The organism is Paenibacillus sp. FSL W8-0187, assembly GCF_037969755.1.
Lineage (GTDB): Bacteria > Bacillota > Bacilli > Paenibacillales > Paenibacillaceae > Paenibacillus_AQ.
In genome coordinates, this window is sequence record NZ_CP150206.1 from 5,733,566 (window position 1) to 5,758,948 (window position 25,383).

A 25,383-nucleotide genomic window follows, 5' to 3' on the forward strand; every position below is an offset into this window, starting at 1 on the left:
GTACAACTTACGCTTTATGTACTCTACGGCTTTGATAATGTCCATTATATGATTATAACATACCCAAACAGAAGGCTTCTGCTTGTTTCGGCTGGGAAATCATCCGGTTTCCCCAGGTTTGTCTGAGCGTTCCTTGGAAGTAAGTTTGTGTGCCGGAAACATCCACCTTGGACTCCACCAATTCGCTTTGCCCATCATCTTCATAAACGCAGGCACAAGCAGCACCCGAATTACGGTAGCATCCAGCAGAACGGCTGCTGTTAGGCCTAAACCGATTGCTTTCATCACTTCATTATCCGTAAATACAAACGCACCCACAACGACGGCAAGGATTAAGGCAGCGCTTGTAATCAACCCGCCCGTGCTCTCCAGACCTTCAGCTGTGCTGAATTCGTTGTCCCCCGTCCGTTCATAGTTCTCCATCATACGCGAGAGCATCATGACTTCATAGTCCATCGATATGCCGAACACCACACAGAATATCAGAATCGGCAAAAGCGCAAAGATAGATCCCGTAGAGGAAACACCCAGCCACTGCGCGCCTATCCCCTCTTGAAATACCCACACTACGATACCGAGTCCGGCGCCGAGACTGAGCATATTCATTATGCTTGCTTTTAAAGGGAGCACGACCGATCGAAACGCCAGGAGGAGAATGACATAGGTAACTACAAATACAAAAACCAGAACATAGGCGATTTTCTGATGGATGGCATCCATGATGTCCAGTTTGTATGCGGGACTTCCAGTGACATAGGTCGTCAGCTCATGAGTATCCATCGTCCTTAACGCTCGGACAAGCTGCATTGTAAGCTCATGGGATTCCCCATATTCCGGGATCACGGCGACGGCTGCCATTTTCCCCTTAACAAAACGATGCTGCTCCAGCTGCTGGCGGATATCTTCGCGGGATAAATACTTCGATGCTTCCTCTACCGATCCTCTGCCAATGCTCAGATAACTCTCTACCTGCTTCACGCCCGGCATCATCCTGATTTCATCCGTATATACCTTCATTAGCTCGATGCTGTGAGACTCCTCATAAGAGGCCGTAAGCTCCACCGCCACAACGATCGAATTCAATTCACGTTCGTCATAAGCCTGTATGAGCAGGTCGTGACCATAACGGGATTCATAGGCGGGGGGAAGCACTTCGGCTGCGGGGATCGCGATATTCATGTGCCTAACAGGATAAATCGCCAGCAACAGTAAACCGATCGCTGCGATAGAGATGGTTACAGGATGCGCCATGACAAATCTGGAGAGCTTTCTCCACATACCGGAGGTCTGCCGTGCCCGAAGCGTCCGGTATGCGGCAGGGAATAGAGGGAGCGTTTCTATACGCGGGCCCAATATTCCCAATAATGCGGGAAGAAGCGTGTTACCAGCCAGCACCGATAACAGCACGACGGTAATGCCCCCTATGCTGAAGGAACGGAAGATCGGCAGGTCTATGAAACTCATCGCCACAAAACCAATCAACACAGCCGCACCGGAGAACATCACCGCTTTGCCGGCGGTTGCGCAAGTGACAGCCAGGGCAGCTCCCACATCTCCGCTCCGTGCCCGCATCTCTTCTTTGAAGCGGCTTACGACCAGCAACGCATAATCGATACCCACGGCCAGCCCCAGCATCGTTACAACATTCGGAAGGAAATTGCTGATCGAACCGTCGGCCAAAGCGACGAAATATAGGATTCCCATCGTGACCACCACGCTGGCAACACCGGCTAACAATGGAAGAATCGCGGCAGTCAATGTTCCAAATACGACCGCCAGAATGAGCAAAGCTGCGGGAATGCCTACCATCTCGGCATGGATGATATCGCTTTTGACGGCTCGGTTCATGTCGGCGAAGATGGCGGTATTCCCTGTTATGTAAGTATCCGCTCCCGTGATGTCCGGAACCGAATCTCGAATCTCTTCAAACTGCTTCAAGGCTTCCGTGGAATCCAGATCCAGCAGCACCGTCACGGATACGATATGGTCCTGGCCTGCCTTATGAGCTGCCATATTCATATAAATATCCCTGACATAGGGACGGGCTCGCAAAGGCGCAAGCTCCGTCAATATTCGCCTCTGCGCCGTGCCTGCCGTCAGATTCTCATCGTGCTGACTGACTACGACAACATCCAATGAGGCTGCCGACAATCCTAATCCCTCTTCCAGCTTCTCAATCCCGATCTGGGCCGGACTATCCTTCGGCGTAAACCCGTTGTGCTCCAGAATGGAAGGCAGCTTAAACGCAAACGGAAGCAGCCCGCAAAACAAAAGAAGCCAGGTCACAACAATGGCTTTACGGTAGCGATATATCTGTCGCCCCCATGTATGCAGCAATGTTGTATGGCTGTTACGTCTCACGAGTCAACCTCCTTAAGTGTAAGTTTGATCTATGGTGCTCGTCCGATACCAGCGATCATAATGGCCAGCGTTTCCGACAAATCCAATTCGTAAGGTGCAGTTAGCGGTGTGCCTTCGGCATCCGTTAATACGCGGACAACGGGGCGATGAGGCACATGTGCGTGAATTTTGGATACCACTCCACTCTCACCCGTATGCAATTTCACGGTGATCCCTGGAGGATATATCGCTACCCGATCCCGAAACATGGCCAGGAATGACTGTTCATACAGTGTTCCCGAGCCTGCATACATCACCTCTACCGCTTGGTGCGGCAATAAGGCAGGCTTGTACACCCGCTGTGTTGTCATCGCGTCGTAAGAATCCGTAATCGCAATCCATTTGGCGTATTCATGGATCTCAGATCCTTTCAAGGCTCTGGGATAACCGCTGCCATCCAGGCGCTCATGATGTGACAAGGCGCAATGCGCTGATAACAGCGGAATGTTGGGTTCATCTTTCAATATTTTGAACCCGATCTCCGTATGCTTCTGAACCTCGCGAAATTCTTCTTCACTCAAACGTCCTGGATGATTCAGCAGCTCCTGGGATATCCTCGTCTTGCCGATATCGTGAAGCAATGCCCCCAAGCCCAGCACCTTCAGATCCTGCCGATTATACCCGTAAGACACACCAAGAACCGTTGAATACAGACATACGTTAAGAGAATGACGATACAAGTTGTAATCGTTCGTATTCATATCGGTCAGCAGCACCATGCCCTCGTCATGATCCGATATTTCATCCATAATAGACTCCATCATTCCAGAGAATGTTTTGCCTAAATGAAGGAAGCTTCCCTTCAGAGCAGCCTGGCTCTCCAGGGTCTTGAAGCTCGTCCGAATTGACTGGATCGCGTGCAGCCGAGTTTCCTCGGTCAACAACTCCGGAACCACGATATCCTCCGTCATCGGTTCCTCGATATAGACATACCCAAGTTCCAACGTGCCCAGACGGCGGATCAGCCCTGTTGTCAGCTCCACGCCTTCGGCAAGCAGAATTAAACCATCGCTATTATATATTCTTTTACCAAGAACCATCCCCGGCCTCAACGCGTTGATAGGTATAAGACGCAAAATCCGTCACTTCCTCTGCTATTCTCAAACTTGTGTGGGATATAGCGTCTAGTCTTCAGTGGATCACGATACGAAGAAGCCGGATCTCCTCCTTGTGTCTCCTCCTGCTTAATGCATGATAAACAGCCAAAAAACGGCTGCGAGAACAAAACGGTAGATCGCAAAATGAGTAAGCCTTATCTTCTGTATGAGCTTCATGAAGGCCAAGACGACAAAATAAGCGACAACAAACGAAACGATAAATCCGGCAAGAAATACACCGATCGTATCTAAAGTAAAATATCGATAGGAATCCAGCAATTCATATCCGGATGCAGCACACATAATGGGAATTGCGATAATAAACGAGAAGTCGGCCGATGCCTTATAGCTCACACCGCTAAGCATCCCCCCGGAGATGGTGGATCCCGAACGGGAAAATCCCGGCCATAATACGGATATGATCTGGTAGACGCCAATCTGAAAGGCCTGTTTATATGTCAAGTCATCCAAATCATGCGATGTCACTTGAACTTTATGTTTATTGTACCATTCTGCAAAAATCATAAAAATACCGCCGGCAACGAGTGCAAACAACACGGTCTGTGCATGGAACAGGCTCTTGATGAAATCCCTCGCAAAGAAAGCAACCAGCAGGGCCGGCGCAATCCCCAAAAAGATATGAATCAAATTCAATCGTCTTCGAGGCATCTTCTTGGTCAATGGTTCACTTCGGCTCCAGCCGAGCAGATTCAAAATCCGATTCCAGTAAACAATTGCGATCGCCATAATAGCGCCAAGCTGAATAACAACCTCAAACGTCTTCATGATCGGAGTTTGATCGTCGTAACCGAGCACCTTAGCCGTCAAGATCATATGGCCTGTGGAAGACACCGGAATGAATTCGGTCAGTCCTTCCACAATCCCCAGTATAATGGATGTGATAAAATCCATGATCCTTCCCCTCCCTTACCTTTGTCCTCCTCATATGTATGCTCGGCCAAAGGAAGTTAGTCGGGGATTGTCAGGATAACCAGCGTGGAATCATGGACTCTTCAAGCGAACCGGGCCTCGAAAGCTCACTTCGCAGCAAGTCTCTAATAAACTCCGGCAGCATATATACCGTATCCTTACCAAGCGACAACGACTCATATCCGATTTTGAAAGTGAACATGTCGAGTGTTCCCACCTTGTATTCTCGCTGCGGCTCTAACGGTTGTCCCTTCATGGAGACATGCGTGATCTTGCGATAGGGCTCTCCGTTCTTGTCATAGTGAATCTTCAAGCCATCGACAGCCAGGCCGCCTAATATATAACCGCGGAAGCCAAAGCCCAGTATCTTCTTCCCGCTGAACTCCTGGAGCAGGCTTTCCTCAAGTGCTTGATAAATATGTTCTCCGCGCAGCTTCACGACACAGGGATTAATCGGGGACGGACACAGACCATGGAGCATGCCGGTACTGATCTCGCCCTCCGGCAGCGGTCCTAGCAGTTGCCCCGAGTTCACGATAGAAAAATCAGCATCCGTATGCTGCAGCACTGCCTGAGCCAGCAGGTTCGCAAACGGCGACTCCTCCTCATAGTGAATGGGCAGACTACGGTCAATAACGGCTACGGCCTCCGTTAATTTCTCCCTTGCCAGCTCATGGTGTTTCATGATCGCCTGCTCTACGATGGGTTCCATCAAGTTTTTATCCACGGGCAGCAGACTTCCCTCTATACAGGTAAAGCGATCTTCTGCATGATCGCGCTGCATGACAAGGCGACCTACGTATTGTCCGAACTTGCCTGCACCGCACACGGCAGTCTTCCCAATCATCAGAGGCTCCTCAAGGATGTGATGGGTATGACCGCCTAGAATAACATCAATCCCCTCAGCATTTTCTGCTAATCTTTTATCAATCGTTAGTCCTAAATGGGATAAAACGATCATGATATCACACTGGCCCTGAAGCGCTCGCACTTGCTCAGCAATAGCCTGTACCGGATCTCCGGCTTCCCAGCCTAACAATTGATAAAATCCTGCAAAAGCAGCCGTTGCGCCGGTGAGCCCGATTCGAATGCCTTCTCGTTCCAGGATCACATGCGGCTTCATCCATGAAGGAGGTTTACCGCTCTTTGTCTCGCTTATGTTGCAGCACACAACGGGACACTGCAGTCCGGCGTATACACTCTCCAGAACATCATACGAAATGGTGAGCCCTTCGTTATTGCCAATCGTGATGGCGTCGTATCCTGTCAAATTAATGACATCCACATTGGCTTGGCCCATCGTGCCTTCAGTTTCCACCGATGCCCGGTCCATATGATCACCGATATCCAGCACAATTGCCTTATCACCGGCAACCGCCTTTTCCCGGGAAATAAGTGCCGCCACATTACTCATCATTTCAAAATGGCTGTGAATATCGTTGGTATACAATATCGTCAGCTTCTGCTTGTTGCTTCCTAACCCCATCTGGCGGCCCCCTCCCCATGTTCGTTATTCCATAATTTCCGGTCTTACAAGCATAACATTTTAGCGAAGAATATGGTATATTGTAGCCCATAAGAATTACGAGGTGATGAAGAATGTCAACAACCATTTCTATATTATTATTTGCAGGATTAGCTGATCGAATCGGCACAGCTTCACTTACATTTAACGTACCGGGCTTTCCCCTTACAGCCGGGGAATTGAAGCTGCTTCTTAGCGGGGCTTATCCTGATGTCCAATCCCAGATTTCCACGGCTTTCGTCGCGGTCAATCAAGAGTATGCGTTATCGGATCAGCTTATTCAAAGCGGTGACGAGGTAGCTCTGATTCCACCTGTGTCCGGCGGTGACGGAACCGCCCCGCAAGACTCCGGATCCAGGTCCTCGGCAGATGGGAAGTGCTCTATATCCTACGACCAGCTGTCCGTAGAAGCAACCATTGCCAAAGTTCATGATGATAATCATGGAGCAACGCTTTCCTTTGTAGGTACAACGCGAGAGATGACCGGCCAGATGCGAACGGTTACGCTGGAGTATGAAGCATATATCCCGATGGCGCTAAAAGAGATGCAGCAAATATGCGCTGACATTTTTCGACAATGGCCCGGCACGCAATGTGCGATTTCCCACCGTATCGGTACGGTCGGTATTGGAGAAACCAGTGTTGTTATCGCTGTATCCTCCCCGCATCGGAATGCATGTTATGAGGCCAGCCGTTATGCCATCGAACAATTGAAGCGATCCGTCCCAATCTGGAAAAAGGAGATCTGGGACGATGGTTCGGAATGGAAAGGACCGCAGACCGGACCCTGGGACCCAACCGTTAGGCAATAAGTCATGATTACACATTGTAAAACCATAATTTTCTTGCTAAGATAGTTTTGATCTTTTTACTTATATAAGGGCAAGAGGTGCAATGATTTGAGAGTACATGTCACGGACCTGATACCCGGTGATCAAATGCAGGATGATGCTTACAACACAAACGGCGTTCATGTTCTACAAAAAGGAGCAACCCTTCGTTTAGAGGATATATCCAAGCTATTGCAGCACGGTATCGATTACATAGAAATAAACCCACGCAAACTGTCCGTATCCCTCGATTCATCATCTGAAATTTCAGATTCATACAACAAGGTTAAACCCCATTTCAATCTTGCATTTGACGGGTGCTCCACCTTATTTACCGAAGCGTCACAAACCGGTAAATTCAATGAGTCCGTTGTGGATGATGTTTTCAAACCCTTAGTCGGCTCTCTGAATGAGCATACGGATGTGGTCTCCTTGCTTCTGCTTTTTAATGGTAAAGATGATTATACCTACAGGCACTCCATTCAAGTAGGAATGTTATCGTACTATATCGCGGATTGGATGGGTTACTCCGACAAGGAAGCTTATGAAATCGGCAAAGCGGGCTATCTCCATGATATCGGCAAAAGCAAGATTCCAAGGAATATACTGGACAAGCCAGGGAAGCTGACTTCTGAAGAATATGAGAAAGTGAAGCTGCATACCATCTATGGTTACGAGATGATCTCCGAATCCATGGAAGATAAGGTCACCGCTATGGTCGCACTCCAGCACCATGAACGGGATGACGCTTCCGGCTATCCACGAGCGCTCCGTGCAGACCAGATTCATCCATACTCTCATATTTGCGCTGTAGCCGATGTATATAGCGCGATGACAACGAACCGGGTCTATCAATCCAAGCAGCAGCTGTTAACTGTACTTCGGGAGCTGTATCGTCTTAGTTTCGGTAAGCTGAACGGCAAGCCGACGCATGCCTTCATCCAGCAGATGCTGCCGAACTTTATCGGTAAAAAGGTTCTGCTGACGACCGGCGAATCCGGCAGTATCGTCATGAACAATCCTTCGGATTACTTCCGTCCGCTCGTGAAGACTGAGGATCGATTCATCGACCTCTCCAAGGAATATAATACCGAGATCCAAGAGATTCTTCTGTAACCGGCCTTTTCGCCTAAGACCCCTTATGAATAACTCATATAACCGCCAGACTAGTATGCTGGCGGTTTTTTCGTGCGTTTTTGTGACATTCCTCACATCATCTCACTCTTGATTTCTGGCAAAATAAAAGGCGTATCCTATCGAGACGAGCTCACGCAACTATAAATGTCACAATGAATCAACATAATATAAACAATCCAAGCATCCCCAGCATAAAAAAGGGGCAAACCACTCGTGCCCGAGTGATTTGCCCCCTGTGTATATAAGAACTATTTAGCCGATACTGCCTTCCATCTCAAACTTGATGAGTCGATTCATCTCAACGGCATACTCCATCGGAAGTTCTTTGGTGAATGGCTCGATGAAGCCCATAACGATCATTTGCGTAGCTTCAGACTCGCTAAGGCCACGACTCATGAGGTAGAACAATTGTTCCTCGGACACCTTGGATACGGTCGCTTCATGCTCCAGCGTAATGTTGTCATTCTTGATCTCATTGTAAGGAATCGTATCAGACGTCGATTCATTATCGAGGATGAGTGTATCACACTGGATGTTGGCTTTCGCGCCTTCTGCATTGCGACCGAAGGAAGCCAGCCCACGGTACGTTACTTTACCGCCATGCTTACTAATGGACTTGGATACGATCGTAGAAGTCGTGTCCGGTGCCAAGTGAATCATTTTGGCTCCCGCATCCTGATGCTGGCCTTTGCCTGCTACAGCGATGGACAATACCATCCCTTTTGCACCGCGACCCTTCAGGATAACAGCAGGATACTTCATTGTCAGCTTGGAACCGATGTTGCCGTCCACCCATTCCATCGTTGCATTCTCTTCAGCAACGGCACGCTTGGTCACGAGGTTGTAGATGTTCGGCGCCCAGTTCTGAATGGTTGTATAACGAACGCGCGCATTCTTTTTACAGATGATCTCGACCACCGCACTGTGAAGTGAGTTCGTGCTGTAGATTGGCGCTGTACATCCTTCTACGTAGTGCACGAAGCTGTCCTCGTCCGCAATGATCAGCGTACGTTCGAATTGGCCCATGTTCTCGGAGTTGATTCGGAAATACGCTTGCAGCGGAATTTCACATTTCACGCCTTTTGGAACATAGATGAAGCTTCCGCCAGACCATACGGCACTGTTCAGTGCAGCAAATTTGTTATCCGTTGGAGGCACCACTGTTGCAAAGTATTCTCTCAAGATCTCAGGATGCTCTCTGAGAGCTGTATCGGTATCCATGAAGATAACGCCTTGATCCTCAAGATCCTTTTGCATGTTATGGTAAACAACTTCGGATTCGTACTGTGCGGATACACCCGCAAGGAACTTCTGCTCTGCTTCCGGAATACCCAATTTATCAAAGGTTTCCTTGATCTCAGTAGGAACTTCCTCCCAAGTCTTGCCTTGCTTGTCGGAAGGTCTTACATAGTACTGAATATCGTTGAAATCCAGCTCGTCGAGATCGCCGCCCCAGCGAGGCATTGGCATTTTCTCGAACTGCTCCAGTGATTTCAAACGGAATTCCAGCATCCATTCCGGCTCGTTCTTGATTTTGGAAATTTCCGTTACGACTTCACGCGTCAAACCTTTGCCAGTTTGAAAAATAGCTTTGTGCTCGTCACGGAAACCATATTTATATTCTCCAATTTCTGGTGCTTTTTTAGCCATTTAACTTACCTCCCTATCGATCTATTGATTCACTTACTTCGCGTCTATTCCTTTTCGGAGTGCGTTCCACGCAAGAGTTGCGCATTTAATGCGTGCAGGAAACTTGTTAACACCGGATAGGGCTTCAATATCCTCGTACTCGTCAAAATCTACAGCCTCGCCTTTCATAAGGGAGGAGAACCGATCCGCCAGACTGATCGCTTCATCCAGCGTTCTGCCTTTTACAGCGTCCGTCATCATCGAAGCGGAAGACATGCTGATGGAGCAGCCTTCCCCTGTATATTTGGCATCGGCTACTACGCCGTTCTCTACCTTAAGCTGCAAGGAAATGCGATCTCCGCAAGTCGGATTGTTCAAATCGATGGTTACTGCATCGTCTTCAAACTTGCCGCGATTGCGGGGGTTCTTATAATGATCCATGATGACACGTCTGTACAAATCGTCAAGTTGCATCGCCAAAATACTCCTTTGTCTGGATTAAGGCGCTAACTAATCGATCAACGTCCTCTTCTGTATTATACAGATAAAAGCTCGCGCGTGCCGTAGAGGATACTTTTAACCAACGCATAAGCGGTTGACAGCAATGATGTCCTGCACGAATAGCAATCCCCTGTGCATCCAGCACGGTTGCCACGTCATGCGGGTGAACGTCGCCAAGGTTAAATGTAACGAGGCCTACTTTACGCTCACGGGGACCGTAAATGGAAATGCCTTCGATCTCGGAGAGGCGGTTCATGGCGTAAGCCGCAAGCTGCGATTCATGCTGCTCGATGGCATCCATTCCGATTTCCTCCAGGAAATCGATGGCAGCGCCCAAACCGACAGCCCCTGCAATGATAGGCGTCCCTCCCTCAAACTTCCAAGGGAGCTCCTTCCAGTTCGACTCGTACAATCCAACATCATTGATCATTTCTCCGCCGAATTCGATCGGCTCCATTGATTCCAGCAGCGCCTTCTTGCCGTATAATGCGCCGATACCTGTTGGAGCGCACATCTTATGGCCGGACAAAGCGTAGAAATCGCAATCCAGGTCCTGGACGTCCACTTTCATATGCGGTGTGCTCTGCGCACCATCCACCACAATGACGGCACCGTGGCGGTGCGCGATTTCCGCCATTTGTTTCACGGGATGTACAACGCCCATCACGTTGGATACGTAAGCGATGGCTACAACCTTGGTCCGTTCGGTAACGAGTGCCTCTACATCTTCGACACGGATCGTGCCGTCAGGCTGCAGAGGAATATATTTCAGCGTAGCGCCAACGGCGATAGCCGCCTGCTGCCACGGTATGAGATTACTGTGATGCTCCATTTCCGTCAGGACAATTTCATCCCCAGGACTGCACACAGAGCGCGCGTAGGACGAAGCTACCAGATTTAGGGCCGTCGTCGTACCGCGGGTGAAAATAATTTGCTCCGAACTCTCGGCATTAATAAAACGGGCAACCTTCTCCCTGGCTCCTTCATAAGCATCAGTAGCACGGCTGCCGAGTGTATGAACCCCGCGGTGTACATTGGAGTTCTCCCATTCGTAGTACCGCTTGATAGCATCTATGACCACCTGCGGCTTTTGCGATGTCGCGGCATTGTCGAGATATACCAGCGGATGTCCGTTGATCTCCTGATGAAGAATGGGAAATTGCTCACGGACAGAGGCGATCATTGTCCCAGCTTCCTTTCAACGAGCCCCTGCAGTTGGTCGCGAAGTCCCTCAAGCGGAATTTCGCTGACTACCGGAGCCAGGAAGCCGTATATAATCAAGGATTCTGCCACGGTACGCGAAATACCACGGGACATCAGGTAGTAAATTTGCTCCTGATTCACTTGTCCTACGGACGCTGCGTGTCCAGCTGTTACATCATCCTCGTCAATCAACAGAATCGGGTTCGCGTCACCGCGAGCTTTCGGGCTGAGCATCAGCACACGCTCGGTCTGTTGTCCGTCCGCCTTCGTTGCACCCTTCTCGATCTTGGTAATTCCGTTGATGATGGCTTGTGCCTCTTCGCGCATAACCGCACGGGTAATCATCTGGGATTCGGAGCTCTTGCCATAATGCTTCGCTCGCGTGGTGTAGTTGAGCTTCTGGGATCCGGAACCTACCGCGATGACTTTTGCATCAGATGTCGAGCCGTTGCCCTTTAGGATACTCATGGTATCGCTAGCTGTATCGCCATTGTTCATTTCACCAACGATCCACTCGATCGAAGCGTCATTGTCCAGCATCGCACGACGGAATGTAACATCGGTTACTTCCCCAGCCAATTGGTGAACGGAAGCATAACGCACCTTTGCGCCATCGTTGGCGAATACTTCCACCGCCCCGTTATGGGTCAACGGTGCTGCCAGAGAATCCGATACGTAGTTGTCTACATAAGTGATCTGACTGTTCGCTTCAGCTACGATCAGCACATGCGGAGCAAATGTTGCTTCGGCATCATCCGTCAGCATCACCGCCTGCAGAGGTACATCGACCTCCACATTCTTAGGAACATAGAGGAACACCCCGCCGTTCCATACGGCAGCATGCAGAGCGGCCATCGAATGCTCGTCATTCTTAAGCGCTTGATGCAGATAAGGTTTAACCAAATCCGCGTGTTCTTTAACCGCTGTTTCCAAATCGGTGAAAATCACGCCTTTGGCAGCAAGTTCCGGAGCCAGACTTACATATACGGTTCCCGAGTTGCGTTGAATAACCAAGCCGCCTTCTCTTGAACCTTCGACAAGTTTGGCTACCTGTTCTGGCAATTCGTCAAGGGAAGCAAGTTTGTTGCTCTCTTTATATTCACCATAGCTTTGGATGTTCCAGCGCTCGATGCGTTGTTTCTCCAGCTTGGGCAGTTCCAACTGGCCAGCCAGTTTCAGGGAAGCCAAACGGCTGTCTGTCAGCCAGGCCGGTTCCTGTTTACTTTCGGACAATGCCTTCAGAGCCTCAGCGTTGACCGGAAGAATGGTTTGTGTAGTCATATCGTTTCCTCCTCCCGTCTATTTACGCGTCTTGACCTACAGTTTCATCAGTAATGCCCAGCTCTTCCTTAATCCAGTCATAACCTTCTGCCTCCAGGCGCTGTGCCAGTTCAGGGCCGCCGGATTTTACGATACGTCCTTGCATCATCACATGAACGTAATCTGGAGTGATATAGTTAAGCAAACGTTGATAGTGGGTAATAATCAAGAAACCGCGTTCCTCGGATTTCATGGCATTGACACCGTTCGCCACAATTCTCAAAGCATCGATATCAAGACCGGAGTCGATTTCGTCAAGCACGACGATTTTCGGATCCAGCATCATCATTTGCAGGATTTCGTTACGTTTCTTCTCACCACCGGAGAAACCTTCGTTCAGGTAACGGTGAGCGAACTCAGGATTCATCTCGAGCTCCTTCATTTTGCCTTCCATTTGACGAATGAACTTGATCAGGGAAATCTCATTGCCTTCACCCCGGCGTGCGTTGATAGAACTGCGCAGGAAGTCGGAGTTCGTAACGCCGGCGATTTCGCTTGGATATTGCATGGCCAGGAACAGACCTGCGAGTGCGCGCTCGTCAACTTCCATCTCCAGCACGTCTTCATCGTTAAGCAATACTTTACCTTCTGTAACTTCATATTTAGGATGCCCCATCAACGCGGAAGCCAAAGTACTTTTGCCTGTACCGTTTGGTCCCATGATGGCATGAACTTCTCCGCCCTTCATCTCAAGGTTGATACCTTTAAGGATCTCCTTGCCTTCGATTGTTGCTTTCAATCCTTCAATGACAAACTTGGTTGACATATTAGATTCCCTCCGTTGAATAGGTAGTGTATTGTTGTCCTATATGATAACAGGATTGGACGCCCTGATTTCATAAAACAAAAAATAATTATTTATTTATAATCATTCTAAACTGATTATCAATGATTCTCAAGCCATTTTATAATAAAATATGACGTATTTCAACCGGACAAGCGTTTTGCAGACAACATTCAGATAACCGTAACAATTAAAAAACAGGCATGACCGATAGACCGGCCAAGCCTGTTTCGTTCGCCCTGTTCCCCTTCATATGTGCTTGTTGCTCCCGAGAGTCATTACGGCATCCGGCACCGGCGTTTATCGCGCGTTGACAGACGGTGCTCAGGTCAACAGCATGAGCTAAAAGGCACGCGGCAAGGTAAACCGGCACCCTCAGCTCTTGCAAATACTAAGGAAAGAACAGGCATCATTCTGTTGTATCACGCTTTATCCAAGGAACGAACGCAGCATCCACATATGCTTCTCAAGATCAGCCTTAAACCCGGTGAACATGTCCGCTGTTGGCGCATCTCCGGCTTCCTCGGCCATTTCGATGCCTTCCGCCAGCTCCTCGGATACGGTTGCAAAGTCTTCAATCAAGGCTTGTACCATGCCGCGGGTATCCTCGTTGCCTGAAGCCTCCTGGACCGTTGCAAGTTCCAAATATTCTTTCATCGTTGCAGCCGGTTTGCCTTTAATCGAGAGCAGGCGCTCCGCAACCTCATCCATTTTAAGCGTAACTTCATCATACAATTCTTCGAATTTAACATGAAGGGAGTAGAATTGCTCTCCGGTTACATACCAGTGATAATTGTGGAGTTTGACATAGAGCACGTTAAAGTTCGCAACCTGTTGATTCAACAATTGCTCCAGACTTGCGTTCTTCGTTTTTCCTGCAGCTTTGCCAGATGTAGTTTTTGCCATGGTTAATCCCTTCCTTTTCTATATGAAATGCACCCTGTACTGCTTCAAAGGAACATTCGGCAGAGCGGTGTATACCCATTGTAACTGGTACCATCTGCTAATGCCATTCCTTCATTAATATATGAGTACATCCTGTGCTTGGGCGTCTATTTGTAGTTTACCCTTAGGACTACGAAGCGAATCAGTTTCGCAAACCTTTCGTCTTGCCAAAAAATTATACAAAATTCGCGAAAAAACGTTATACTAGGTAATACCAAGCAAAAAAGTTGGCTTTGTTTTTCTTCTATTATATTTGGGGGTGACCATCCATGTCTGCATATCATCCGTTGAACGCGGAAGAAGCTATACAATTAGCTAAAAGTATACCGGGCCGGTTCCCGGACCATGCCGAGCTCGAATGCCGCGAAATCGGCGACGGCAATCTCAATCTGGTGTTTCATGTCACCGCCAAAAATACAACTGATAGTATCATTATCAAGCAAGCTGTTCCTTATGCAAAAGTTGTAGGCGAATCCTGGCCGCTGTCTCTCGACCGGGCCCGTATCGAACGTCTGGCGCTGGAGACGGAGTATTCCATCTGCCCCGACCTCGTACCCGAAGTATACGGTTATTCGGATGAGCTCGCCTACACCGTAATGGAAGACCTGAGCGAGTATACCATCATGCGAAAAGGCCTGATTGAGGGCAATGCCTATCCGAAGTTCGCAGAGCATATTGGCCGCTTCATGGCCAGAACCCTGTTCTACACGTCGGATCTGGGGATGAACCAACAGAAGAAGAAGGAACTTGCCGGCCGCTTTGTCAATCCGGATTTATGCAAAATCACCGAAGATTTAATCTTCGAAGATCCATACCGCGAATCCACCAATAACAATTATGCGCAGAGCATTGCCGATGAAGCGGAAGCCCTCCGCGCCGACCTGCCGCTTCACTTTGAAGTCGCGCTGCTTCGGGAGAAGTTTCTGACTCATGCACAGGCTCTGCTCCACGGGGATTTGCATACAGGCAGCATTTTCGTCACGCCGGAATCCACTAAGGTCATCGACCCAGAATTCGCTTATTTCGGCCCGATGGGATTCGATGTCGGTGCGGTCATCGGCAACCTGCTGCTCAACTATGCGGCACAGCCGGGCTGGAGTGAGGACGAGCATACGATGGCGGCCCATGAAGCCAGACTCCTCGAGATGGCAAGCGACGTGTGGACCCACTTCGAGAACAACTTCCGCATGCTGTGGAACGATGATCTCTTGGACGAAATGTCCCGAACACCAGGTTATCAGGACCATTATGTATCACAGATTTTGAAGGACACCGCAGGATTCGCAGGCTGCAAAATGATCCGGCGCATCGTCGGATTGTCCCATGTTGCAGACATTGACACCATACCCGATGATAAGGCCAGAGAAGCTGCGCAGCGCAAAGCGCTTGCCATCGGCAAAAATCTCGTGCGTCATCATCGCAGCATCAAGTCCTTTGAGGACATTTTAACTTTGATCACACAAGCAACTACAGGAAATGAGGTATCGATATGAGCGGTATGACTACCGGCAATGCCAGCACCTATGAACCGCTAAGCTCGGTTTATTGGGGGGGAGACCATCTGGTCCTACTGGACCAGCGTTTACTCCCGGAAGAGATCGTCTATCTCCAACTCTTCACACCGGAGGAAGTCTGGGAAGGCATTCACTCCATGAAAGTCCGCGGCGCGCCGGCTATCGGCATCGCGGCAGCATTCGGCGCGGTCCTTGGCGGCATGCAGGTTGAAGCCAGCGATAACGAGGGATGGCTGCAGCAAGTCGTAAAAACTTGCGCTTATCTCGCCACTTCCAGACCGACGGCCGTCAATCTGTTCTGGGCGCTGGACCGTATCAAGCTTGCGGCTGAGAAGCTGGCAGAATCGAAACTGGATACGGCCGGACTGAATGCATCGCTGCTCGCCGAAGCCGAGGCTATTCGGGCCGAGGACGAGGATGTATGCCGCCGCATCGGCGAAAACGCGCTGCCGTTCTTCAAAGAGGGTATGGGTGTACTTACCCACTGCAACGCGGGCGGACTGGCGACTGCCAAGTACGGGACCGCACTGGCACCGATGTACCTCGCTCATGAGCAAGGGATGAACATCAAGGTGTTCGCCGATGAGACAAGACCTGTCCTGCAAGGCGCGCGTTTAACTGCTTTTGAACTCCAGCAGGCGGGGATCGACGTGACACTGCTGGCAGATAACATGGCCGCCATGGTCATGTCCAAAGGGTGGATACAAGCGGTGATCGTCGGTACGGATCGCGTTGCCGCAAACGGTGATGTCGCCAATAAGATCGGTACGTACGGGGTCGCGGTTCTGGCTAAAGCTCACGGCATTCCTTTCTACGTGGCGTGCCCGCTGTCCACGATTGATCTGAATACGAAGACAGGCGTCGATATTCCGATTGAGGAGCGTCCTGCGGAAGAGATCACGGAAGGTTTCGGCAAGCGCACAGCGCCGCAAGGCGTGAAAGTGTACAACCCTGCCTTTGACATTACGCCGAATGAATATGTGACAGCAATCATTACGGAAAAAGGCGTCGTGCAGGCTCCTTATCATGAGAGCTTAAAAAGCTTGTTCGAATAGCCGCCATATCCGAATGTTTTATGGCATCATAAAACGGACAAACGGCCCTCCAGCCGTATTGTCCGTGTTTTTTTGCGGTTTGCATGTTAGTGCATTTAGAGTTGATACTTTCATATCTCTAAAAAAAGAGCGATCCGCACGGGAATCACTCTTGTAACGTAAGGCATACATGACTCATAACATGCGTAGGATCGCATCCTTGCCAGCCAAGCCAGGATGAATGCCCCATTTCTCCGCCTCCAGGGTTACCGATTCCAGCGGCGCCTCCAGCAGCTGCTCCAATGTGCGAACCCCTACGGCTCTTCCCGCGATAATCTTGCGGTCTGCAAGCTTTTCGTTAAGAAGGCCCACATCGAGTGCACCGCACATAATATAGCCGCGGGAAGTGTATACGGCCAGCAGCGTTGTTTTCGGAAGCTGTACCTCGACGCCCATAACAATATGTCCTTCAATATCGATCGGCAGTAAAGTCACCAATATCAACAAACCTCCCCTCGCGTCGGCTTAGAATTATGTTTATTCTTTTGCAACCGACATGGTGCGAATGTCTCTGATATTATGCATTCCAACCTACGTATATGGTGCGAATGACTCCTAAGTCAATAGAATAAAGATGAAATACATATGACATTAGGACTATTATTATTCGAAAATTATGGTATATTTGATTCAGTAGAAAACATGTGAAAGCTGGTGAATGATAAAAGCTATGAACACAATTCCTGTCACCGATGATAACGGCTTTTTATTCAACGTTGATATTCTGGTCAAGAGTTCCTCCAACGCACTGGCTTTGCAATATTTGCTAGAAATGCTGAACGACAAGGCTGAAGTCGTCGATTTCCGGGTTAAGTCCGGAATGGAACTTGGAGAAATTATCAACACCTTGGTTCAAGCCAAGAAAGATTCCGTTATTAGCAAAGCTTCCGGGAAGATGGCTTCTGCCGCTTCTCAGAAAGAGAAACCTGTGCCACCTGCGACATCCTCACCGGAAAAAAAGATCGCTGCAAGCGTACCCCCTGTCCAAACTCCACTCACCGGAAGTGATCCTTTCGAATGGATTAAAGTATACAGTAAGGACAATCGCCTTGTTCGCCTGACAACCAACCGCCACGGTAAGCAGACAAGTCTGCCCTGCCGGATTCTCAACTATGATGAAAGCAATTTCCTGGTCAACGTTTATCATGTCGATGAGAAACAGGTGTATACCTTCAAGCTCAATGAAATTGACGAATTTAGCGTCAGCTGAGTCGGTATCACATCAACGGAATCCATTTTAAAAAAAACGGCTTCGCCGCCCCATAAGAAGGGATCGGTGAAGCCGTTTTTTTAACATCAGGCATTTTTTCGGGAGAGCGCCGAAGACATCAGCATCAGCCAGCCCACGATAAAGGAGACACCGCCGATCGGCGTGATCGCCCCAAGCCACTTGATGCCGGATATACTTAACACGTAGAGACTTCCGGAAAATATGACGGTTCCCGCGATGAATAAAGTCCCTGCCCAGAACAGCTTCCGGGATTCGCCCAGAACCTTCGCCACAATCCCCGCAATCAGCACCGCAAGTCCGTGAATCATATGATAATGAACTCCGGTCTCATAAATGGCAAGTTCGTCCGGCGTAATCTTATCCTTCAGCATATGGGCACCGAATGCCCCGATAGCGACAGACAATGCCATCAGGATCGAACCCCATGCAATGAATCTACGACTCATGCCTTTTCAACCCCTTTTGTCAGTGGACACCCGTGTCCTTATGTAATCAAATTAAGTTTAACGGATTCGAAGAAGCTTTTCCACCGGCATGCAAGCGCTTTGGACTTGATTTCAGGGCCATTTTGTGAAAGATTAATAAGGATGTCTTTTTATTGAAGACCCACATGTACCTATTAGAGAATGAATTCTTAAGTTAGGAGCGATTAAACACATGGATCAACAATCACCTTCCTCCCCATCCGAGGACCAAGGTTCACCCAAACGACCTAAAACCACATTTATTCCACCCGAGGACAGAAAAAACTCTCGCTTCGGCATCGCCTCATTCATACTGTCGATCGTGACGCTGCTCGGGTATATTCTACTCGGCGCACTCGGCACAACGATGATTGAGCCTTACATGACGGAGAATGGACCGATCCTTGAGCCGACTCAGGAAACGCTGGAAGCGATGACCACGCTGGCGGCCGTGTTCATCCTCGTCATGGTCATTAATATCGTCGGCTTGGTGCTTGGCATTGTAGGCTGCTTCTCCAAAACGCGCAAGCGTGTCGTCGCCGTCATTGCAACCATCGTGAACGGCGTAGTCATTATCACAATCGGAGCCCTTTTCCTATTCGTATTAAGTGCTTAAGGAGCACCACTTCGAGACACTTGCCTGATTCATCTTTAGGTTAAGTGTCTTTTTCATGACAAACCCGGATTCATTACTCACATATCGCTCTTTCTCCCGAATATAATGAATTACTACAGCCGAAAAGACGGCAACCGAGTCAAGGCTGCACTTGGGAGGTGACTGTCCATGCAAAATGAAGACGCTCTGTCGTTTGTCGTATCTCGTGAAGACTGGTCGCTGCACCGCAAAGGCTACCAGGATCAGGTACGTCATCAGCATAAAATCCGTGAAGTCATCAAACGCAACCTGCCCGACCTTATTACCGAGGAAAACATTATTCTGTCCGACGGAAAGCAGATCATTAAAGTTCCGATCCGGAGCCTTGACGAATACCGTTTCATCTATAACTACCAAAAGCAAAAGCATGTCGGTCAGGGCGACGGTGACAGTCAGGTTGGGGACGTCCTGGGACGCGACCCTTCGTCAGCCCAGCCCGGTAAGGGGGAATCGGCCGGCGATCAGGCAGGGCAGGACATCGTGGAAACCGAGGTCAGCCTGGAAGAACTGGAGAATATGCTGTTTGAGGAACTGGAGCTCCCGCTGCTGCAGCCTAAGGATAAAGAGCAGATCGAAACAGAATCCATCGTTTTCAACGACATCCGCAAAAAGGGCATCATGTCCAACATTGACAAGAAGCGCACCATCCTGGAGAATCTGCGCCGCAATGCCAAAGACGGCAAACCCGGCATCCACGGCATCAGTCCGGACGACCTGCGTTACAAGACTTGGGACGATACCGTCATTCCGGAGTCCAATGCGGTTATTATCGCCATGATGGATACGTCCGGGTCCATGGGCTCCTTTGAGAAATACTGCGCGCGCAGCTTTTTCTTCTGGATGACCCGCTTCCTCCGCAAACAGTACGAGAAAGTAGAAATCGTGTTTATCGCCCACCATACCGAAGCAAAAGAAGTGACCGAGGAAGAGTTCTTCACGCGAGGTGAAAGCGGCGGAACCATATGTTCATCCGCTTATCAGAAGGCGCTTGATATTATCCATCACCGTTATCCCCCTTCCCAATACAACATTTATCCCTTCCACTTCTCCGACGGCGATAATCTCACGTCCGATAATGAACGCTGCGTCAAACTCATCGGCGAGCTGCTGAAGGTAAGCAACATGTTCGGTTACGGTGAGGTCAATCAATACAATCGCAGCAGCACACTGATGTCGGCCTATAAGAATATCAAGCTGGACCAATTCATGTACCATGTCATCAAAGACAAAGGGGAAGTGTACGAGGCACTCAAAACCTTTTTTCGTAAACGGCAAGGAGCCGCCATCTAATCCATATACTATTATTTAAAGGAAAATCATGGATATTTAATCATCCAGATATTGGAGGAGGCTGGGACCTCCTCTTTCTTATGGCCTGCGGCGATACGGCTAACAGACCGTTACCGAAGCATGGATATACCAAACATAAAGGCTTGTCATTTCAAATGAAAAATCTGTCTTATTATTGACATCACAATGTAGCCGTAGGTTCATTTTTTTGTCACCTTCTGTTTTTCCAAGGATGGTAGTATTAGCTATGACATCTTGTTGCAGGATATTACAGGATTCGATATGCGTCTCCTTAATTTAAGATATCCTCCTATAAAGGAAAGGGAAGGTTTACCATGTTCCAAATGACACATTCACTATTCAGCACCCAGACGTTTGAGAATATGTCCTACATATTATCGCAGCGGCTGTTACAGGGCGGCATAAGCGCAGATCCTTCGAAAGGAGCGATCTCCCGTGCCGGTATCAGATAAGCCACATTCACGCTACATGCCCGGTCTCGACGGACTTAGGGCCCTCGCCTTGATCGGGGTAATGGGATACCACTGGAATTTTGGTTTTGCAGGCGGTGGTTTTCTCGGAGTAAGTTTATTCTTCGTACTGTCCGGGTATCTCATTACAGATATTCTCGCATCGCAATGGCATCACCAGCGCCGGATTGATCTGAAAGATTTCTGGATACGAAGGTTCCGGCGGCTCCTGCCGGCCATGCTGCTCATGCTGTTCATCCTTGTGGTATGGGTTACGCTGTTTGACCGATCGCGACTAGCTACGCTCCGGAGTGAGGTGCTCGGCGCCGTTACATACATAAGCAACTGGCAGTTTATTTTTCAGCAGCAATCTTATTTCGAATCATTTGGCCCACCTTCTCCACTGGGGCATTTCTGGTCGCTTGCCGTGGAAGAGCAGTTTTACTTACTGTGGCCTTTGATCATGTTAGCGGTTCTCAAGCTATTCCCCCGCAGGGGACAGCTGTTCACTTTCATTGCTGCCGGAGCCGCGATTTCGGCTTTGGCCATGGCGGTGATCTATCAGCCGGGAGATGATCCTAGCCGGGTCTATTATGGAACGGATACCCGAGCGTTTGGTCTGCTCATTGGAGCTGGGCTGGCTGTCGTATGGCCCAGTTGGAAGCTGTCCACCCCTGTTTCAAGGGCTACCCGGCGCAGACTCAATGTGACAGGCGCCGCGGCAATGCTTATCATACTCTCCATGATGTGGCAGGTGGACCGTTACGATTCGTTCCTGTATCAAGGAGGCATGTTTCTCTTCTCTCTTGCCGCCGCCGTCCTCGTTGCGGTGTTGGCGCACCCAGGGGCTTCGATCAGCCGCTTGTTAAGCTGGAAACCCCTGTTATGGATCGGCGTTCGATCCTATGGAATTTACTTATGGCATTACCCGGTGATGATCCTGACCTCACCTGCATCCGGTGCAGGCGATCTGAGTTTGCCTCAGGTTGCACTGCAAATCGCGGCAAGCGTTCTGCTGGCCGCCCTATCCTGGAAGTATGTTGAAGAACCGATACGACATGGCGGACTGAAGAAATTATGGTTTAAGGCCCGATCCATTCGGCGCCGTTCAACTTCGATTTCGTTAAGAGGCTGGGTCGTGTCGATAAGCTCGCTAATTCTAATCGGCGTTTTTTGCTCGGGGATGATGAGCAGTGTATCCTCTGCGAGAACGGTAGGTGATATCGCGGCCATGCTAAACCTCGATGATCCTGCCCCGGAAGAACCGGACCAGACTGAAGGTGGAGAGGTCGGAGCGATGGAGCCACCACAAGGACAATCGCCACTTCCTGCAGACACGAACGGGAAAGTCCCCCCGCCTCCTACCGACGCGAAGCAGCCTGGTGTTGTGAAGAAGCCAAACTCCGATGAAGAAGCGGATCAACTGCCGATTGCGGATGGAGCAACAGGGTCTGGCAATGACGATGCTAGCGGAAACGAAGAGCCGGACCATCCTGTTGGAAATGACGTTGACAACAAAAATGAGCCAACCGACGCAGGGAACGAAAGCTCCGATAAGGCTGATTCCGGGAAAACAATCCCGGATCAACCGAATGAAGATAAAGCTGATAAACCTGGTGAGAATGAGGCGGATAAGCCGGATCCATCCAAGGACGCGGCAACCGAAACGACAGGCGGAAAGAGCAATCCTACGAAGCCAACGAATAAGCCTCAAAATCCTCCGGTATCCAAGTCCGCCATCACGGCCATTGGAGATTCGGTCATGCTCGGGGTATCCCCTTATCTGGAGAAATCGCTGCCCGGCATTCACATCGATGCGGTAATAGGCCGCCAAATGCGTCAGGCCGATGACCTGATTCCCGTTATGAAAGCCCAGAACCGGATAGATGGCGGCATTATCGTCATCGGGCTGGGAACCAACGGCGCTTTCTCGAAAAAGGATCTGGATTCTCTTCTGCGTCCGCTGGATTCAGCTAAGCAAATTCTGCTTATCAACACACGGGTTCCACGGGATTGGGAACAGAACGTCAACGGCATGCTGGCAAAAGCGGCTGCCCAGAACCCGAAGGTTACGCTCGTGGATTGGTATTCAGCCAGTAAGGATCATCCGGAATACTTCCGGTCTGACGGCGTCCATCTGGAGCCGGAAGGTGCCGAGGCCTACACGTCCATGCTGCTTCAAGCTATCAAGAAATAAAGCGTTTATCCTGATTCTTGCCATCATTCATTCTCATATCGTCGACCTGATCTCATCCTTCTATGAGACAGGTCGACTTTTTAGTTATATACGTAATCGGAAGCAGCAATATGATATAATTCGGTTACTTAATCTCATTATTTCTTAATAGAAGGCGGTGTCCTGGCATATGAACAATATCGTGACAATGAAATGGCTGCTGGCCAGACTCTATGAACCGGATCTGGTCATCGTTGACTGCCGTTTTGCCCTCGGCAAGCCGGAAAGCGGCCGAGCCGCTTACGAGGAATCGCATATTCCCCGTGCCGTTTACCTTGACTTGGAGAAGGACCTCTCCTCTCCTATCACCCAACATGGCGGACGCCATCCTCTACCGGACCTGGATCAGCTTGCACAGCGTCTCGGCCAGTCCGGTATTCAGGAGAGCAGCCGCGTCGTCATCTATGACGACCAGGGCGGAGCCATGGCCAGCCGTCTATGGTGGCTGCTGAAATACACCGGGCATGAACAGGCTTATGTGATGGATGAAGGCTTTACGGCTTGGAAGGACGCTTCGTATCCGGTAACGGATGAACAACCGATCGTCATTCCGGTACCATATGACATCAACCTTAAGCCCGATAAACTGGTCCTCGTAGATGAGGTACGCAAGGCTTCGCAGCATGGTAACAAAACGCTTATCGATTCACGCGAACCACGTAGATATGCTGGAGTTGAAGAGCCTTTGGACACCAAGGCAGGACATATTCCGGGGGCGGTGAACTACTTCTGGAAGGGGGTCCTGGACACCTCTGGACATTGGAAGGATGCTGGCGCGCTTCGCGAGCATTTTACCGATATCCCGCAAGATGCCGAGATTATCGTATACTGCGGCTCCGGCGTTACCGCTTGTCCGAACGTGCTTGCCCTGGAAGAAGCTGGGTACGGCAACGTGAAGCTGTACGCGGGCAGCTGGAGCGATTGGATCAGCTACGAGGAGAATCCGGTGGCGACTGGAGAGGAATAAAAGATTAAAATTGGAAAAAAGCCCGCAACTATAACGGGCTTTTTTCCAATTTTATGGCATCTGCACTTTTACATCAGGATCCCCGACAGATGCTCAAGAGCCATCGATTGTATCCGCTTCTCCTCGGCGATATTCTCATAGAGAAGATGCTCTTTGCCCGCTTCAGCCATTCGCTTGCGCATGGCGGCAATGCGGCCTTTTCCGGTATCGATAAACCGGAAGTCTACCTGCCGCAGGCAATCCATATCCGCCAAGCTGTCCAAGGCTTCCGCTTTGATCCTTGTAGGGATCTCCTTTAACATCAGAACCTCCAACCGGTCCGCGGTCCACAAGTTCCCGATCTCCTGCAAGGATTTCATGTAATCCAGTTCAAGCTGCCGGAGATTTCGCATATGCGAGAAATCGCACAAGCGCTCGACTTTCGGCAGCGACAAGTGAAGGAAAACCAAATGATCCAATACCGCCAGGGCATCGATATTCGTCAGATTTCGGACGGCAGAGAGCCTCAGCATACTTATATTGGAGCTAGCCAGCACTTCCAGCGAACCGTTCAAAGTACAGCTGTCTATGGCCAGATACTTCATCAGCGGCAAATCCACGACAAAATCCAGCTGGTCGATCGGGCAGTTCAGGACCAGCGTATCCAGCCGAATGCAGTCCGCTATCGCCGATAGATCATCAAATTTGCCACTAAGCTCAAGGTATTTTAAAAACTTGTAATTCCGGATAAAGTCGAGATTTTGCGTTTTGGGCGAGCGTATCTTTAGAAATTCCATTCGATCCATTGCAGCCAGCCTATTCAAATCCTGTTGCTGTTTGAGATCCAGGTGCAAAGCAGCAACAAATTTCAATCCTGAAAGTGTCTCCAAAAATTCCTCCCTATAACGACCTTTCGCCTCTGCATGATAGATATGCAATATCAAGTCCGGACGCTTGGAGAACACCTGTTCATCCAGCTTCAGCAGATCTTCCGCTTTGTCTGCCCCAACAACAAAACCGATCGTAGCACGGTTCCGTAGTTGTTTGACGGCACTGTCCATCTTGTCCGTGCTCCAGGGAACCCCGCTCATCGATGCTGTCCACGGTTCGCTCATACCGCTCGCCTCCGTTTCTTTGAAAGGAATTAAAGTTCTATAAGAAAAAAAAACCATTTGAGCCTCA

Annotated in this window: 22 protein-coding genes; 9 read left to right on the forward strand and 13 right to left on the reverse strand. The window is 49.6% G+C overall.

Annotated elements, in window-relative coordinates; genetic code table 11:
- Nucleotides 1-99: 99 nt before the first annotated feature.
- From MKY48_RS25905 to MKY48_RS25920, 4 genes are all read right to left on the reverse strand, one after another.
- Nucleotides 100-2,361 carry an MMPL family transporter gene (locus MKY48_RS25905; protein ID WP_339291597.1) on the reverse strand — a complete coding sequence of 754 codons (2,262 nt, stop codon included), beginning with the start codon at nt 2,359-2,361 and terminating at the stop codon, nt 100-102.
- A gap of 29 nt (nt 2,362-2,390) precedes the next feature.
- Nucleotides 2,391-3,476 carry an HD-GYP domain-containing protein gene (locus MKY48_RS25910; protein WP_339291598.1) on the reverse strand — a complete coding sequence of 362 codons (1,086 nt, stop codon included), beginning with the start codon at nt 3,474-3,476 and terminating at the stop codon, nt 2,391-2,393.
- Nucleotides 3,477-3,584: 108 nt separating this feature from the next.
- The gene (locus MKY48_RS25915) at nt 3,585-4,409 is read right to left on the reverse strand and encodes an undecaprenyl-diphosphate phosphatase (protein WP_280530284.1); all 825 of its coding nucleotides are present in this window, start codon (nt 4,407-4,409) and stop codon (nt 3,585-3,587) included.
- Between the two features lie 70 nt (nt 4,410-4,479).
- A complete protein-coding gene (locus MKY48_RS25920; protein WP_339291599.1) occupies nt 4,480-5,913 on the reverse strand; it encodes a bifunctional UDP-sugar hydrolase/5'-nucleotidase in 1,434 nt (477 codons plus the stop codon).
- Between the two features lie 113 nt (nt 5,914-6,026).
- Here MKY48_RS25920 and moaD point away from each other — a divergent pair, with 113 nt between their 5' ends.
- Both moaD and MKY48_RS25930 read left to right on the forward strand, forming a co-directional pair.
- Nucleotides 6,027-6,764, forward strand: a complete 738-nt coding sequence (gene moaD, locus MKY48_RS25925; RefSeq protein WP_339267303.1) for a molybdopterin converting factor subunit 1 — start codon at nt 6,027-6,029, stop codon at nt 6,762-6,764.
- Between the two features lie 87 nt (nt 6,765-6,851).
- Nucleotides 6,852-7,898, forward strand: a complete 1,047-nt coding sequence (locus MKY48_RS25930) for an HD-GYP domain-containing protein (protein ID WP_076324366.1) — start codon at nt 6,852-6,854, stop codon at nt 7,896-7,898.
- A 273-nt stretch (nt 7,899-8,171) separates the two neighbouring features.
- Here the strand turns inward: MKY48_RS25930 and sufB are convergent, their stop codons facing one another.
- From sufB to MKY48_RS25960, 6 genes are all read right to left on the reverse strand, one after another.
- A complete protein-coding gene (gene sufB / locus MKY48_RS25935) occupies nt 8,172-9,569 on the reverse strand; it encodes a Fe-S cluster assembly protein SufB (RefSeq protein ID WP_076324367.1) in 1,398 nt (465 codons plus the stop codon).
- A 33-nt stretch (nt 9,570-9,602) separates the two neighbouring features.
- Nucleotides 9,603-10,022: a Fe-S cluster assembly sulfur transfer protein SufU gene (gene sufU / locus MKY48_RS25940; RefSeq protein ID WP_098748444.1), complete on the reverse strand. Its 420-nt coding sequence runs from the start codon at nt 10,020-10,022 to the stop codon at nt 9,603-9,605.
- Nucleotides 10,012-11,232: a cysteine desulfurase gene (locus tag MKY48_RS25945; RefSeq protein WP_339291600.1), complete on the reverse strand. Its 1,221-nt coding sequence runs from the start codon at nt 11,230-11,232 to the stop codon at nt 10,012-10,014. Before MKY48_RS25945 ends, sufU begins: the two co-directional genes overlap by 11 nt.
- Nucleotides 11,229-12,533 (reverse strand): Fe-S cluster assembly protein SufD, encoded by a 1,305-nt coding sequence (gene sufD / locus MKY48_RS25950; protein WP_339291601.1) that lies wholly within the window; start codon nt 12,531-12,533, stop codon nt 11,229-11,231. The genes MKY48_RS25945 and sufD overlap by 4 nt, the downstream gene beginning before the upstream one ends.
- Before the next feature lie 22 nt (nt 12,534-12,555).
- The gene (gene sufC, locus MKY48_RS25955) at nt 12,556-13,338 is read right to left on the reverse strand and encodes a Fe-S cluster assembly ATPase SufC (RefSeq protein ID WP_100538838.1); all 783 of its coding nucleotides are present in this window, start codon (nt 13,336-13,338) and stop codon (nt 12,556-12,558) included.
- Between the two features lie 447 nt (nt 13,339-13,785).
- Nucleotides 13,786-14,262 carry a Dps family protein gene (locus MKY48_RS25960; RefSeq protein WP_076324372.1) on the reverse strand — a complete coding sequence of 159 codons (477 nt, stop codon included), beginning with the start codon at nt 14,260-14,262 and terminating at the stop codon, nt 13,786-13,788.
- Between the two features lie 308 nt (nt 14,263-14,570).
- On the opposite strand from MKY48_RS25960, the gene mtnK reads away from it, so the two are divergent.
- Together mtnK and mtnA are read left to right on the forward strand one after the other, a co-directional pair.
- Nucleotides 14,571-15,794, forward strand: coding sequence for an S-methyl-5-thioribose kinase (mtnK, locus tag MKY48_RS25965; protein WP_339291602.1), 1,224 nt, complete (start codon nt 14,571-14,573; stop codon nt 15,792-15,794).
- The gene (gene mtnA, locus MKY48_RS25970; RefSeq protein WP_339291603.1) at nt 15,791-16,870 is read left to right on the forward strand and encodes an S-methyl-5-thioribose-1-phosphate isomerase; all 1,080 of its coding nucleotides are present in this window, start codon (nt 15,791-15,793) and stop codon (nt 16,868-16,870) included. Before mtnK ends, mtnA begins: the two co-directional genes overlap by 4 nt.
- A 174-nt stretch (nt 16,871-17,044) precedes the next feature.
- Here mtnA and MKY48_RS25975 read toward each other — a convergent pair whose 3' ends face one another.
- On the reverse strand, nt 17,045-17,347 hold the full coding sequence (locus tag MKY48_RS25975; RefSeq protein WP_076324375.1) for a DUF1805 domain-containing protein: 303 nt from the start codon (nt 17,345-17,347) through the stop codon (nt 17,045-17,047).
- A gap of 232 nt (nt 17,348-17,579) precedes the next feature.
- On the opposite strand from MKY48_RS25975, the gene MKY48_RS25980 reads away from it, so the two are divergent.
- On the forward strand, nt 17,580-18,119 hold the full coding sequence (locus MKY48_RS25980) for a hypothetical protein (RefSeq protein WP_339291604.1): 540 nt from the start codon (nt 17,580-17,582) through the stop codon (nt 18,117-18,119).
- A gap of 86 nt (nt 18,120-18,205) precedes the next feature.
- Here the strand turns inward: MKY48_RS25980 and MKY48_RS25985 are convergent, their stop codons facing one another.
- Nucleotides 18,206-18,586, reverse strand: a complete 381-nt coding sequence (locus MKY48_RS25985; protein ID WP_213643589.1) for a DUF423 domain-containing protein — start codon at nt 18,584-18,586, stop codon at nt 18,206-18,208.
- 211 nt (nt 18,587-18,797) lie between these two features.
- Between MKY48_RS25985 and MKY48_RS25990 the strand changes: the two genes are divergently transcribed.
- From MKY48_RS25990 to MKY48_RS26005, 4 genes are all read left to right on the forward strand, one after another.
- Nucleotides 18,798-19,220: a hypothetical protein gene (locus tag MKY48_RS25990; RefSeq protein ID WP_076324378.1), complete on the forward strand. Its 423-nt coding sequence runs from the start codon at nt 18,798-18,800 to the stop codon at nt 19,218-19,220.
- Nucleotides 19,221-19,388: 168 nt separating this feature from the next.
- Nucleotides 19,389-20,549 (forward strand): sporulation protein YhbH, encoded by a 1,161-nt coding sequence (gene yhbH, locus MKY48_RS25995; RefSeq protein WP_339291605.1) that lies wholly within the window; start codon nt 19,389-19,391, stop codon nt 20,547-20,549.
- A 456-nt stretch (nt 20,550-21,005) separates the two neighbouring features.
- Nucleotides 21,006-23,216 (forward strand): acyltransferase family protein, encoded by a 2,211-nt coding sequence (locus MKY48_RS26000; protein WP_339291606.1) that lies wholly within the window; start codon nt 21,006-21,008, stop codon nt 23,214-23,216.
- A 169-nt stretch (nt 23,217-23,385) separates the two neighbouring features.
- Entirely contained in the window at nt 23,386-24,222 is an 837-nt protein-coding gene (locus tag MKY48_RS26005; RefSeq protein WP_339291607.1) for a sulfurtransferase, read from the forward strand.
- Nucleotides 24,223-24,290: 68 nt separating this feature from the next.
- On the opposite strand, the gene MKY48_RS26010 is transcribed toward MKY48_RS26005, so the two are convergent.
- Nucleotides 24,291-25,316, reverse strand: coding sequence for a hypothetical protein (locus tag MKY48_RS26010; protein WP_339291608.1), 1,026 nt, complete (start codon nt 25,314-25,316; stop codon nt 24,291-24,293).
- Between the last annotated feature and the right edge of the window lie 67 nt (nt 25,317-25,383).

Coding starts and splice junctions, on each gene's coding strand:
- sufU (WP_098748444.1), bottom strand. CDS start 10,022: ATGCAACTTGACGATTTGTACAGACGTGTCATCATGGATCATTATAAG.
- MKY48_RS26005 (WP_339291607.1), top strand. CDS start 23,386: ATGAACAATATCGTGACAATGAAATGGCTGCTGGCCAGACTCTATGAA.
- moaD (WP_339267303.1), top strand. CDS start 6,027: ATGTCAACAACCATTTCTATATTATTATTTGCAGGATTAGCTGATCGA.
- sufD (WP_339291601.1), bottom strand. CDS start 12,533: ATGACTACACAAACCATTCTTCCGGTCAACGCTGAGGCTCTGAAGGCA.
- MKY48_RS25920 (WP_339291599.1), bottom strand. CDS start 5,913: ATGGGGTTAGGAAGCAACAAGCAGAAGCTGACGATATTGTATACCAAC.
- mtnK (WP_339291602.1), top strand. CDS start 14,571: ATGTCTGCATATCATCCGTTGAACGCGGAAGAAGCTATACAATTAGCT.
- MKY48_RS25945 (WP_339291600.1), bottom strand. CDS start 11,232: ATGATCGCCTCTGTCCGTGAGCAATTTCCCATTCTTCATCAGGAGATC.
- MKY48_RS25915 (WP_280530284.1), bottom strand. CDS start 4,409: ATGGATTTTATCACATCCATTATACTGGGGATTGTGGAAGGACTGACC.
- MKY48_RS26010 (WP_339291608.1), bottom strand. CDS start 25,316: ATGAGCGAACCGTGGACAGCATCGATGAGCGGGGTTCCCTGGAGCACG.
- mtnA (WP_339291603.1), top strand. CDS start 15,791: ATGAGCGGTATGACTACCGGCAATGCCAGCACCTATGAACCGCTAAGC.
- sufB (WP_076324367.1), bottom strand. CDS start 9,569: ATGGCTAAAAAAGCACCAGAAATTGGAGAATATAAATATGGTTTCCGT.
- sufC (WP_100538838.1), bottom strand. CDS start 13,338: ATGTCAACCAAGTTTGTCATTGAAGGATTGAAAGCAACAATCGAAGGC.
- MKY48_RS25990 (WP_076324378.1), top strand. CDS start 18,798: ATGGATCAACAATCACCTTCCTCCCCATCCGAGGACCAAGGTTCACCC.
- MKY48_RS25960 (WP_076324372.1), bottom strand. CDS start 14,262: ATGGCAAAAACTACATCTGGCAAAGCTGCAGGAAAAACGAAGAACGCA.
- yhbH (WP_339291605.1), top strand. CDS start 19,389: ATGCAAAATGAAGACGCTCTGTCGTTTGTCGTATCTCGTGAAGACTGG.
- MKY48_RS25985 (WP_213643589.1), bottom strand. CDS start 18,586: ATGAGTCGTAGATTCATTGCATGGGGTTCGATCCTGATGGCATTGTCT.
- MKY48_RS25980 (WP_339291604.1), top strand. CDS start 17,580: ATGAACACAATTCCTGTCACCGATGATAACGGCTTTTTATTCAACGTT.